This window comes from Winogradskyella luteola (assembly GCF_019203985.1).
GTDB lineage: Bacteria > Bacteroidota > Bacteroidia > Flavobacteriales > Flavobacteriaceae > Winogradskyella > Winogradskyella luteola.
Genome location: NZ_JAGSPD010000001.1, coordinates 240,798 through 253,817, shown reverse-complemented (window position 1 = coordinate 253,817; position 13,020 = coordinate 240,798). Strand labels below are relative to the sequence as shown.

11 protein-coding genes are annotated in these 13,020 nt (G+C 34.6%); 5 read left to right on the top strand and 6 right to left on the bottom strand.

Going from position 1 to position 13,020, the window contains the following annotated elements:
* The first annotated feature begins 15 nt into the window (after nucleotides 1–15).
* The gene (locus KCG49_RS01210; RefSeq protein ID WP_218544351.1) at nucleotides 16–1,287 is read left to right on the top strand and encodes an NAD(P)/FAD-dependent oxidoreductase; all 1,272 of its coding nucleotides are present in this window, start codon (nucleotides 16–18) and stop codon (nucleotides 1,285–1,287) included.
* A 2-nt stretch (nucleotides 1,288–1,289) separates the two neighbouring features.
* On the opposite strand, the gene KCG49_RS01205 is transcribed toward KCG49_RS01210, so the two are convergent.
* A complete protein-coding gene (locus KCG49_RS01205) occupies nucleotides 1,290–1,964 on the bottom strand; it encodes a lysoplasmalogenase (protein WP_218544350.1) in 675 nt (224 codons plus the stop codon).
* A 161-nt stretch (nucleotides 1,965–2,125) separates the two neighbouring features.
* On the opposite strand from KCG49_RS01205, the gene KCG49_RS01200 reads away from it, so the two are divergent.
* Both KCG49_RS01200 and KCG49_RS01195 read left to right on the top strand, forming a co-directional pair.
* A complete protein-coding gene (locus KCG49_RS01200) occupies nucleotides 2,126–4,276 on the top strand; it encodes a TonB-dependent receptor (protein ID WP_218544349.1) in 2,151 nt (716 codons plus the stop codon).
* Nucleotides 4,277–4,514: 238 nt separating this feature from the next.
* Nucleotides 4,515–5,246 carry an energy transducer TonB gene (locus tag KCG49_RS01195; protein ID WP_218544348.1) on the top strand — a complete coding sequence of 244 codons (732 nt, stop codon included), beginning with the start codon at nucleotides 4,515–4,517 and terminating at the stop codon, nucleotides 5,244–5,246.
* 61 nt (nucleotides 5,247–5,307) lie between these two features.
* Here KCG49_RS01195 and KCG49_RS01190 read toward each other — a convergent pair whose 3' ends face one another.
* Both KCG49_RS01190 and KCG49_RS01185 read right to left on the bottom strand, forming a co-directional pair.
* Nucleotides 5,308–5,832: a GNAT family N-acetyltransferase gene (locus tag KCG49_RS01190; RefSeq protein ID WP_218544347.1), complete on the bottom strand. Its 525-nt coding sequence runs from the start codon at nucleotides 5,830–5,832 to the stop codon at nucleotides 5,308–5,310.
* 37 nt (nucleotides 5,833–5,869) lie between these two features.
* A complete protein-coding gene (locus KCG49_RS01185; RefSeq protein WP_218544346.1) occupies nucleotides 5,870–6,424 on the bottom strand; it encodes a thioredoxin family protein in 555 nt (184 codons plus the stop codon).
* Nucleotides 6,425–6,534: 110 nt separating this feature from the next.
* Between KCG49_RS01185 and KCG49_RS01180 the strand changes: the two genes are divergently transcribed.
* Nucleotides 6,535–6,870, top strand: a complete 336-nt coding sequence (locus KCG49_RS01180) for a tRNA-binding protein (RefSeq protein ID WP_218544345.1) — start codon at nucleotides 6,535–6,537, stop codon at nucleotides 6,868–6,870.
* Between the two features lie 35 nt (nucleotides 6,871–6,905).
* On the opposite strand, the gene KCG49_RS01175 is transcribed toward KCG49_RS01180, so the two are convergent.
* From KCG49_RS01175 to KCG49_RS01165, 3 genes are all read right to left on the bottom strand, one after another.
* Nucleotides 6,906–9,413, bottom strand: a complete 2,508-nt coding sequence (locus KCG49_RS01175) for a M14 family metallopeptidase (RefSeq protein WP_218544344.1) — start codon at nucleotides 9,411–9,413, stop codon at nucleotides 6,906–6,908.
* Between the two features lie 86 nt (nucleotides 9,414–9,499).
* On the bottom strand, nucleotides 9,500–9,889 hold the full coding sequence (locus KCG49_RS01170) for a PUR family DNA/RNA-binding protein (RefSeq protein WP_218544343.1): 390 nt from the start codon (nucleotides 9,887–9,889) through the stop codon (nucleotides 9,500–9,502).
* A 60-nt stretch (nucleotides 9,890–9,949) separates the two neighbouring features.
* Nucleotides 9,950–11,707 (bottom strand): ABC transporter ATP-binding protein, encoded by a 1,758-nt coding sequence (locus KCG49_RS01165; protein WP_218544342.1) that lies wholly within the window; start codon nucleotides 11,705–11,707, stop codon nucleotides 9,950–9,952.
* A 133-nt stretch (nucleotides 11,708–11,840) separates the two neighbouring features.
* Here KCG49_RS01165 and KCG49_RS01160 point away from each other — a divergent pair, with 133 nt between their 5' ends.
* Complete coding sequence (locus KCG49_RS01160; RefSeq protein WP_218544341.1) at nucleotides 11,841–12,944, top strand: Glu/Leu/Phe/Val family dehydrogenase; 1,104 nt, start codon at nucleotides 11,841–11,843, stop codon at nucleotides 12,942–12,944.
* Nucleotides 12,945–13,020 lie beyond the last annotated feature (76 nt).

Here is a 13,020-nt window from a genome sequence, read left to right as displayed (position 1 = left end):
TTTTATTTATCCCAAATGAATATTCCTAAGTCTAATCTGCCAAGAATTGTAATTATTGGCGGAGGTTTTGCAGGTGTAAGTTTGTCTAAAAAATTAGCGAATAAAAATATTCAGGTTGTTTTAATAGACAAGCATAACTACCACACATTTCAACCATTACTTTATCAAGTGTCAAGTTCAGGATTAGAACCTGATTCTATAGCCTATCCACTGCGAAAAATCATTAAGAAGCATAAAACTTCTTTTTTTCGTTTGGCGGAAGTAAAAATGATTGAGCCAGAGCAAAACGAAATTATTACCAATATAGGAAACTTGAGTTATGATTATTTGGTCATAGCCACGGGCACTAAAACCAATTTTTTTGGTAATAAAACGATTGAGTCCAATAGCATGCCAATGAAAACTGTTTCTCAAGCCTTGGACATAAGAAGTCTTATTTTACAAAATTTTGAAAAAGCTGCAATCGCTGATGCCAGAAAAAAGCGTGAAGCTTATTTAAATTTTGTTATTGTTGGTGGAGGACCAACAGGCGTTGAGCTGGCTGGTGCTATTGCGGAGCTTAAAAATCATATTTTACCTAGGGATTACCAAGATTTGGACTCAAAAGATATGCATATCCATCTTTTGGAGGGAGCCGATAGGGTATTGCCTCCTATGAGTTCACAAGCATCAAATAAGGCACAACGATTTTTAGAGGCTTTGGGTGTTAAAGTGCATTGCAATACGTATGTAAAGGATTATGATGGTTTAAATGTAACCACAAATTCAGATTTGGAACTGCAATCCGAAACTTTAATTTGGGCAGCAGGTGTTACTGGTGCACCGATAAAAGGCTTGCAAGCTGATGCTTTAATGGAAAATGCAAACCGTTATCGTGTTAATCGTTTTAATCAGGTTGAGGGCTACAACAATATATTTGCTATTGGTGATATTGCACTTATGGAAACCGAAGCATATTCCAAAGGTCATCCGCAAGTTGCCCAGCCTGCCATTCAACAAGGAGTATTGTTGGGCAAAAATCTATTGCGACTTATAAAGAAGCAACCCATGACCCCTTTTGAATATAAAGACAAGGGATCAATGGCAACAATTGGGCGTAATAAAGCCGTTGTGGATTTAAAACATTACAAATTTGGTGGTTTCTTTGCTTGGTTCATTTGGATGTTTGTTCACCTAATGTCTTTGGTTGGTTTTAGAAATAGTGTTGTGGTACTCTTTAACTGGACCTATAACTATATCAATTTTGATAAAGCTGCAAGGCTAATCATTAGACCTTTTAAAAAGTGATTTCACTTCTTTTTTTGCTTTAAAATTCCCAATATAATTAAATATTGGGCTAAAGCATATGTAACCATTATACTGATATACGATAGCGGAATGGGTTGATAAAATTTGTTGAGTGCCAATATGCTATCAGAAATCATAAAACATATAGCACCTGCAAAAACAAAAAGATAGCTTAATCGATCTGTGTTTCCCTGTCTTAAAAATGCTGTTGTTGCCATAGTTAAAATTACAACCATATATACAATCACAGGAATAAGCATATCTCCCAAACCATCTTTTAAAAAATAAAATAAGCCCGAGGCATATATAAAAAGCAATACTATAAACCCCAATACAGATTTCTTTTTATTTCCATGTTTTACAAATACCAAGATATACATCACATGGGCCAGTAGAAAAGCAACCAAACCAAAAGTAAAAAAGAGGGGAGACCTATCAACCAACATTAGCAATACATCCCCAAGCAACGAAAAGAGCAAGGCTAAAAGTGTAATTCGTTTTATGGATTTTGAAAGTTGCCCAGAAGTTTTTAAAAATAAAAATATAAGACTAACTACAATAGCTGGCTTTACCATGTAATGCACATATTGTAAGGATGCTGTACTTCCCGTAATAAGTTCGAGCAGAACGATTATAAAAAATAGAACTGAAAACTGTTTCTCTATTTGAGTGAGCATAATTTGTTTTTTCAAATGGTCATTGCAACCAAAGATATTCAATTCATCATTTAAATTTTACAGTTCGGTAAAATAGAGTTTTTTAGACATGGTATAATGTAGAAGTTTGCTCCACAAAACCAACAATCCTTTGCCTAGGCTTGGAATAATAAAATTAAAAAATGAACAAGTTAATTACAATCATCAGCTTATTTTTCATCACCTTAAGCTACTCCCAAACTATCATTACCGGAAAGGTAGTCGATGCCAAAAATGAACCGATAATAGGAGCCAATGTTTATCTCGACGGTACTTACGATGGGGCAACCACAGATGACAAAGGCAAATTTAGCTTTACTACAGAAGAAAATGGCAGACAATCCTTAATCATTTCGTTTCTATCGTTTGAAACCAAAACCATTGTCGATGAGGTTTCAAAACTATCCAATCTTGTTGTAAAATTGCGTGAAGATGTAGAATCCCTAGATACTGTAGTATTGAGCGCAGGTACATTTGAAGCTAACGATAACAGTAAAGTTTCAGTTTTAAAACCTTTAGATGTTGTTACGACTGCTAGTGCCTTGGGTGATTTTGTAGGGGCTTTGCAAACCTTGCCAGGAACCTCTAATGTTGCAGAAGACGGACGATTATTTGTTAGAGGTGGTGATGCAGGGGAAACACAAATTTTCATTGATGGCATTCGTGTTTTTACGCCATACTCACCAACACCAAATAATATTCCAACACGAGGACGCTATTCTCCATTTTTGTTCGATGGTATTACCTTTTCCACAGGTGGCTATTCGTCAGAATTTGGGCAAGCTTTATCGAGTGTTTTATTGTTGAATACTGTTGATGAACCAGACCAAGAAAAAACAGATATTGGCATCATGACAGTTGGTGCTACATTGGGTAACACTCAAAAATGGGAAAAGTCATCACTCAGTTTCAATGCTTCCTATATTAATTTAGGGCCTTACTTCGAAATATTCAATAATCGCAACAATTGGGAAAGACCTTTTCAGGCTGCGCAAGGTGAAACAGTTTATAGAAAGCGACTAAACAACGGTATGCTAAAATTTTATGCAGCATTTGATGTTACAAACTTAGAAGTAACCCAAGAGGATATTAATTTTGAAGACGGTGTAAATTTTAAATTGAACAATGATAATTTTTACTTAAATACATCGTATAAAGGTGTTTTGGGCAATGGTTGGACTCTTAATACAGGATTAATTTATACCCATGCTAAAAATGAAGTAGGAATCAATACAAGTGATATTGAAGATAAAGAAAACTCAGCTCATTTTAAATTGAAGTTAAAAAAACGATTCAGCAGCAGGTTTAAGTTGAATTTCGGCGCAGAGCAATTCATCACAGATTTTGATGAAAACTTTAAAGACGATACTGTTGACGAAATTTATGGTTTTAAAAATAACATTACCGCAGGTTTTGCCGAAGCTGATTTAATTTTCTCAAAAGACCTGGCATTAAAAATAGGGATGAGAGCAGATTATAGCTCAATATTTAGCACAGCTGATTTCGCTCCTAGAGCTGCTTTGGCTTATAAAACCTCAAAGAATGGACAGGTGTCGTTGGCCTACGGTAACTTTTTTCAAAACCCAAACAGTTCTATTTTAAAGTTTGAACAAGATCTTAAAGCACAAAAAACATCGCATTATATTCTCAACTATCAATATGTTAATAATGGTAAGATATTTAGAGCTGAAGCTTATAGAAAAGATTATGATAACCTAGTAAAGTTTGATACTGAATTTACAAGTTTTGAAAGCAACTTTGATTCGTCAGGTGATGGTTATGCTCAGGGTATCGATATATTTTGGCGTGATAATACAGGTGTTAAAAATTTAGATTATTGGATAAGCTATTCGTATTTAGACACACAGCGCAACCATAGAAATTTTGAAAATTCTGCCCAACCTAATTTCGCTACTAAACACAATTTCTCAGTTGTAGGCAAGTATTGGATTGATAGTTGGAAAAGTCAAATAGGTTTGGCTTATGGATACTCTTCTGGGCGACCTTATACCAATCCTAATACCAACAAGTTTTTAAGCGAGCGTACCAAAGCTTTTAACAGTCTAAGTCTCAATTGGGCTTATCTACTAGATCAACAGAAAATATTATACTTCTCGGTTAACAATGTACTTGGTATTAAAAATGTTAATGGTTACCAGTATACCAACACACCAGATATAAATGGGCAGTTTAACAGACGAGCTTTGCGCCCAGCTACAGATCAATTCTTTTTTGTAGGCTTCTTTTGGACGATTAGTGAAGATGGTACAGACAATCAGTTAGATAATTTATAGTTTGTGCATAATGTGTAGCCTTCAGTAGCTCCAACTAAAAAAACACGTTAAATAACTCAAGTACTATTAGCCAGAAAAATTATTAATAGCACTTTTCATCTGAGATAACTTTAGGAGCACAAAATACAACAAGAACCCTCTGAAATCAGTGTAGTTAGTTGGTTTTCAGTTAAACATGATAAATGTCATGCTTTTTCAGCTTAATGATGAGTAACTTTATAATATAAAATTAAACGTCATGGAACTCAAGAAGAACCCAAAAGCCAATGTAGGTCGAAACAGCAGTTTATATTTTGCTGTTGGCTTAAACGTAATGTTACTTCTTACGTATGTAGGATTAGAACATAAGACTTACGACAAAGAAGCCACTAAAATAGATGTTTTAATGGTTAATGAGCAAATAGAGGAAGATATTCCTATCACTACGATTAACATTCCGCTTCCTCCACCACCTAAGCAGGTTGTCACAGAATCCATAACTATTGTTGAAGATGTCGAAGACATTGAAGAAACTTTTGTCGAAAGTACAGAAATAGGTCAAGATGATGTTATAGAAGTACGTGCAGAAGTAGTTGGCATAGAGGATGTAGGGGTAGCAAAAGTAGAGGAAGATATTGAAGTTCCTTTTACGGTAATTGAGAGAGTACCACAGTTTCCTGGTTGTACAGGTAATAATGCTGAATTAAAGGCTTGTTTTGAACAAAAAATGAAAGAGCATTTGCAGAAGCACTTTAGATACCCAGAAACCGCTAGAGAAATGAATATACAAGGTAAGGTATTTGTGTACTTCTTAATTGATAAAACTGGTAAGGTCACAAAAATTAAAACTAGAGGGCCGGATAACTTATTGGAAACCGAGGCAGAACGTATTATTAGCTTACTTCCGGAAATGAAACCAGGTAAACAACGTGACAGAGCTGTTGGGGTTCCTTATAGTATACCTATCAATTTTAAATTGAGAAATGAATAACACTTCAATATGCATTCGGCTAACTTGATTGATAATAAAACCTCTTGAAAAAGGGGTTTTGTTATATGTAAGGGTTTTTCAAAGTGTACCAATTACATGAGTCGGCTTCGCAGGTGAAAGTCCCCGAAGGTTGCATGCCTATCTTTTTTAGGATAGTATTGGAAGCGATATGATCAACATCAGCTGCTGCGCAGATTTCTTTGAGTTTTAAGTCTTTAAAACCAAACTCTAGGGAAGCTATGGCAGATTCCGTGGCATAACCATATCCCCAAAACTCTTCTTTGAGTCTATAACCTAAATCATAGTAATTGAATTCTTTTCTAAGTTCTCTTTCATACTTTAAACCAGACCAACCTAAGAATTCATTAGTAATTTTTTCTATGACACCAAATCTACCGATTCTAAATTTCTCATACTGCGAAAGAATATCTTTAATCATAGCTTTAGACTGGTCAATCGATTTAATGGGATTATTGCCTAGATATAGATGGACTTTAGGGTTAGAATCCATTTCAAATAGATCCTGTGCATCATCCATAGTAACGGGCCTAAGGATTAGACGTTTAGTTTCTAGTGTAGTTTGCATTTTAAATTTTTCTCTTCTTTAGTCAATACAAAAAAAATCACTTCCACTTAATATTACAACCCATACTAGGTTTTTGAGTTGGATTTACTTTTTCATTATTAACTAAAGCATCCAAGGCTGCTCTTAAATCCTTTCCTGTTACAGGAATGTGGTTTCCTGGTCTAGAATCATCCAACTGTCCAGCATAAACCAATTTTAGATTCTCATCGAACAGAAAAAAATCTGGGGTACAAGCGGCATCATACGCTTTAGCTACATCTTGGCTTTCATCGTACAGATACGGAAAAGGATAGTAATTGTCTATGGCATGTTGCTTCATTTTATCGGGACCATCTTGGGGGTAATTAACCACATCATTACTGGATATTGCAATACAGTTTATGCCTTTAGATTTATAATCATTGGCTAATTTTACAAGTTCAGAATTAACATGAATTACAAAAGGGCAGTGATTACAGATAAACATTATTAAGGTACCGGTATTTCCTTTTAGCGCATTGAGAGATTTTATATGATCGTCTTTGGTGTCAATTAAACTGAAATCTGGAGCTTTGGTACCCAAGGGTAACATGTTTGATGGTGTTAATGCCATATATTTATTATTTTTATGTCTCAGAGCATAGCGAAGCATCTAAAACATAGTTTAACATGTTTTTTAAGATTTTTATAGACTATGCTCTAAATTATAGATAACTTTTCGATATGCAAAAGATAATAACATTTGAAGACTTTACAAAGGTAGATTTGCGTGTAGGTACCATTATTGAAGCTAATGATTTTCCAAATGCCAGAAAACCAGCTTATCAACTCACTATTGATTTTGGTGACTTAGGCATTAAAAAATCTTCTGCTCAAATTACAGCCCAATATAAGAAAGAGGATTTAGTGAATAGACAAATTGTTGCTGTTGTTAACTTTCCCCAAAAGCAGATTGCTAACTTTATGAGCGAATGCTTAGTTATGGGAGCAGTTAAAGAGAATGATGTATTTTTATTGCATCCTCAGACCAAGGTAAAGAATGGTGCACAGGTGTCTTAATTCAAAAAAGTGTCATTTTTGTGAGTTGAAAGACATTACATTTCTTCCCTAAAGAAAATAGCATTCATCAACAATTTATTGGTTCCATACCAAAACCCTCTAAAATTAGTATTATCGGTAAAGGCAATAATATTTCCACGGCCAATACTACTTATTTTTAAGGGAACAGAGAGACTTAGGCTATCAAGGTTTTTTTCGGAAATATAACCACTCATCAATGGGTTTTTAGTGTATTGAATTGGATTATTGTAACTGTTCTTATCTGGTTTTACAAACAAAGTCGTATTTCTAAACATTGGAAGCTCATTGTTCTTGTAGCCAAAATTAATGGGATGCGAGCGGTCTAATCGGGTTTTAAAAATGGCTCCGCCTATTACTTGTGCGCCTCTGAAATTACCACGTTTTTCGTAACTGATGTTTTCGGCTGTAATGGTATTTTTCTTAAAATCTATTTTCATTAGTTTCTTGGAGTTTAGCCAACTTAAAGCATTTCTGTAGGCTACTAAAGTGCCGCCATCTTCTATCCAAGATTTTAGTTTTTTGGTATTATCGTCATTTAATCCGGAATAGGAGTTTGCCATGACAATCGTATTGTATCGGCTTAAATCTGAGCGTTCTAAACTTTTGACGTCTAATTTTGTGGTGATGATATCGTAGCGTGTATCTAATAAATGCCAAATTTCGCCTGCATCGTAAGAGGTAATGCCATCGCCTACTAAAAGTGCTATTTTGGGTAATTCTAAAGCTCTAAAATTACGACTTCCCAAATCAATACCATCGTTTAGTCCTGTAGAAACAGCATCAACGCTAATATGGCTTTCTTGTGCAGCAGTATTTAAAAACGAATAAATCTCTGATACGGACATGTCTTGGTTTTTTGCAGGAATCATTATTGTACCATAACCATAAGATTTACCATTGGCTCTAAAGTTTTTCATGCTCACTTTAGCTCTCAACCCCTTTTTTAGGATTTGATTAAGAAGTTTTGGTGCATAGTATTCATTCCATTCAAAGAGATAAGCATAGTTGCTCTTAGCAATCACTCCACCTATTGTGTGTGCCAAATTTTTAACTTCTTCACCAGTATTTACAGTTGTGGTTTCCGTATAATCTAGATTAAATGCCAAGGGAAATGTCCATGCAGATACATCATAGAATAAACTATCTTTAAATGTTGTACGTTTCTCAAACATGGCATTTATTAGTCTTGTATTCTTTTGATTTTTCGGAACGATGTAACTGTAGCCTTTTTTATAATACTTTCCATCAGCCGAGAAGTCTGATTTAATATCGTGGAATTTAATTTGATGTCTTTTTAGTATTTCCGCCAGATGATATGTCTTAGCAGCATCCTTTTCATCTCCAAAAACAATCGCTTTATTGCCTTCTTTTGAGGCTTCATTACGCGCATTTTTAAAGAAATTATGTTGGTATTCTAAAATCTCTTTTCGCATGCCATTTGAGGCTTCAAGTGTTGATAATGCTGCAGTAAATTGATTTCTAATAGTAAATGGGAAGGTCAATATACCATTTTCACTTTCCTGAATGTGGCCACGAGAACTCGCTTGTTCAAACAAAATACCAATACTTCCATTAATGTCAGGAAAGGTAGAGCCTTTACCATAATAGAAATCATCAAAACTCTCTTCAGAATAATAGAGCGAACCAATTTTGTCAAAAGCTTTGGCATGATACTTCGCAATTTTCTTGGTCAATTCTTGATTTAGTTTTGGTGTTAATGGATGTGTGCGCGATGGAATACCTGGTTGAAAAAAGAAGCTTGAATTGGTTCCCATTTCATGGTGATCGGTTAAGATGTTTGGCAGCCAATTATGAAAGGTTTTAACTCGTGCTCTAGATTCTGGTAATTGCACCGGCAACCAATCCCTATTCATATCAAACCAATAATGATTGGTGCGTCCTCCGGGCCAAATCTCACTATACTCTCTATCGTTTGGATCTGGGTTAAGATTTATACTTTTATTGGTGTTTGCCCAATACGCAAAGCGCTGTAAACCATCAGGATTCATTGATGGATCTAATAATATTACCGTATTTTTTAATAGATTATCAATCTTTGAGTCCTGAGCAGCAGCCAAATAATAAGCAACAACCAAAGCCGCATTTGAGCCACTAGGCTCATTACCGTGTATGGAGAATCCTTGGTAAACAATAATCGGTCTGTTGTCTAAATTAGAAGAATTGGTTTCGGTAGCCTGTATATGTGCAGATTGAATCGCCTTTATATTTTGATGATTTTCTGGTGATGTAATGGTTAATAATATTAAAGGTCTGTCTTCATAAGTTTTGCCTCTATCTTCAATAGTAATTCGTTCTGAGGCTTCAGCTAATGCATACATGTATTGTACTAACTTATCGTGTGTAATATGCCATTTACCAACCTCGTGACCTATCACACTTTTAGGTGTTGGAATATTTGGGTTGTACTGAACATCTTGTGGTAAGTAATACGATAAATCAGTTTGGGTCTGTGAAAAAAGTGTAGTGGTTGCTATAAACAATAGTAAAGCAATACGTTGCATATATTTTGAAGTTGGTTAAAGTTTAAAAATAAAAAAACCGTTACGAAGCGTAACGGTTTTTGTTATAATTTAACAGAAGTTAAGGCTTAAATATCGTCAAAACTAATATCTGTAAAGTTATCGGTACTTTGCGTATCTTCTGGTGTTTTTGCTTCTTGAGTTACAAAATCATCTTCGCGTTTAAAATCTTTTTGATGACGTTCGCTAATGACTTCTTCACCTTTTTCTGTAATAATATAGTCTGTCATTTCTGCCAAAATCTCTCTAAACTCAGTGAAGTCTTCTTTGTAAAGATAGATTTTATGCTTTTTGTAATGGTAAGATCCATCATCATTGGTAAACTTTTTACTTTCGGTAATGGTTAAGTAGTAATCACCTGCTTTAGTTGCTCTTACATCAAAGAAATAAGTTCGTCTTCCTGCACGTAATACTTTGGAATATATTTCTTCCTTGTCCATCATTCCATAATCACTCATAGCTAATATTTTTTTAAATTGAAATCAAAAATCTAAAAAAAAACTAAACTAACAAACAAATTATTGTATTTCTTTTTCTGAGAGTTGTTTTGTATAAAGTTCTTTGTAATAACCTTCAACATTTATGAGACTTTGGTGAGTTCCTGTCTGAATTACCTTGCCATCATCCAAGACAATAATCTGATTGGCATTTTTTGCAGAAGACACACGATGACTTACAATAATTGTTGTTTTGTCTTTTGTAAGTTTTACAAGATTTTTAAGAATTTTTTCTTCAGTATCAGTATCTACTGCAGAAAGACAATCGTCAAATAACAGAATATCTGGCCTTTTAATAATGGCTCTAGCTATGGAGACACGCTGTTTCTGTCCGCCAGATAAAGTAATACCACGTTCTCCCAGAACTGTATCGTAACCTCTTTTAAAACCAATAATGTTTTTATGAACTCTAGCATTTTTGGCAGCTTCGATAACTTCATCATCAGTGGCGTCTTCTTTTCCGAATTTAATGTTGTTTTTAATGCTATCAGAAAACAAAAAGGCATCTTGTGGTACATAACCAATACTTTTGCGCAAACTGTATAGATTTAATTTAGAAACCACGGTATCGTCTACCAAGACTCCATCATTGTCAACGTCGTATAATCGGCCGATTAAATCTAAAATCGTAGATTTCCCGGAACCAGTTTTCCCTAGAATTGCCAAAGTTTGTCCAGATTTCAATTTAAAACTCACATCTTTTAAAGCTTCAATATTTGTATCTGGGTAGACAAAGGATACGTTTTTAAATTCAATATCTCCTTTTATGGGTGTAAGCTCATTAACCGTATTCTGTATGTCTGGCTCGGTATTTAAAAACTCGTTGATACGTTCTTGTGAAGCTTCAGCCTGTTGCACCAATGAAGTTACCCAACCAACGACGGCTACTGGCCATGTGAGCATATTTACATAGATTAAAAATGCTGCGATAGTACCAATATCTTCGATTTCACCATTCATATATTGCACGCCTCCTATATATACTACGATAAGATTACTTAAGCCAATAAGTAATATCATCATAGGGAAAAATAAAGCCTGTACTTTGGTTAAGTTTATTTGTTTCTGACGGTTTTCAGCTGAAAGTGTATCAAACTCAGAATTGGTTCTGGGCTCTATACCATAGGACTTTATTACCGAAATACCGCTAAATGTTTCTTGAGTATAGGTGGAAAGTGTTGATAACGATTGTTGAACAATAGTACTACGTTTATTTATCAGTCTACTCAATTTATAAATCGCTACAGATAATATTGGGAGCGGTATTAATGTATATAGCGTTAATTTTGGCGCAGTATTCATCATATATATAATTGCGACGGTGAATAACGTAATAGTATTCATGGTATACATTATGGCAGGCCCAACATACATGCGCACTTTACCAACATCTTCACTGATGCGATTCATTAAATCCCCAGTTCTATTGGACTTATAAAAGTTTAGAGATAAAACTTGATAATGTTGATAAATTTCATTTTTAAGATCGTATTCAATGTGGCGAGAGACATTTATAATGGTTTGTCGCATTAAGAAAGTGAACATTCCGGCAATAATTGCTGCGCCAATAATATAGAGTGTGATAGTGGTTAATTCAGTTTTAAACACCTCATAAGAAATGTTCCCATTATATCTATCAGAAATTACATTGATAGCATCTCCAACAAACCTAGGAGTGAAAAGTGCAAAAATCTTTGCTACTATGGTGATAACTATACCAATAATTAATCGGTATCTGTATTTAAAGAAATATTTATTGAGGTGTTTTAGTGCTTTCATATGATTTTTGGCGAGTCAAAAATATTACGATAATCTTATTTTGACGTTAATATTTTGCTAATCCTCCAATAATAATTTATTTTTGACCGCTGTTTTTAGATAATCTTTAAGTAGCATTAAACCTAACTTATAAATGACTTCAGAAATAATAAGTTCTAAGGAACTTTCAAAAATAGATCCGGTTTTTGGTCAAAGCTCTTTTGACAATCACGAACAAATCGTTTTTTGCAATGACAAAGATACTGGTTTAAAAGCAATAATTGGTATCCACAATACAATATTGGGCCCTGCACTTGGAGGTACAAGAATGTGGGATTACGAAAACGAATGGGAAGCTCTTAATGATGTATTGCGTTTGTCTCGCGGTATGACTTTTAAATCTGCAATTACAGGTTTAAACCTTGGAGGAGGTAAAGCCGTAATCATTGGTAATGCCAAAACACAAAAGACACCAGAATTAATGAAACGATTTGGTGAGTTTGTACACTCGTTAAGTGGTAAATATATTACCGCTGAAGATGTTGGTATGACTACTGAAGATATGGATATTGTAAGAGACGTGACACCTTACGTAACGGGGATTTCAGAAAGTAGAGGTGGAGCAGGGAACCCATCTCCGATTACAGCTTATGGTGTATTTATGGGTATGAAGGCCGCTGCAAAGTTTCAATATGGTTCTGATGTGCTCGAAGATAGAAGTGTATTTGTGCAAGGTATTGGTCACGTAGGTGAAGCTTTAGTAGAACACTTGGTTAATGAAGGAGCTAAGGTTACCATAGCCGACATAAACCAAGAACGATTAGAAGAGGTACGTTCTAAATATGGCGCAACCATATACGGAGGAAATGATATTTATAGTGAGCCGATGGATATTTATGCTCCATGTGCTCTTGGCGCAACAATAAACGATGATACCATATACAAGCTAAAAGCTAAAATTGTAGCTGGTGCAGCAAATAACCAGTTGGCAGAAGAAAACAAACACGGCGAGATTTTACAAGAACGAGGTATTGTCTATGCACCTGATTTTTTAATTAATGCAGGTGGAATTATTAATGTGTATGCTGAATTAGAAAATTATGATAGACAAGAAATAATGCGTAAAACAGAAAATATATTCAATACCACACTCGAAATCTTAGATAATGCTAAGGTCAACAATATTACAACGCATACGGCCGCATTAAATATTGCCAGAGAACGTATTGAAACTCGAAAAAGAGAAAATTCCAAATAATTTTTTTCAGAGTTAAATAATACTATTTTTGCAAGGTGAATCGTAGTAGATTCACCTTTTTTAATAACCTTAGATA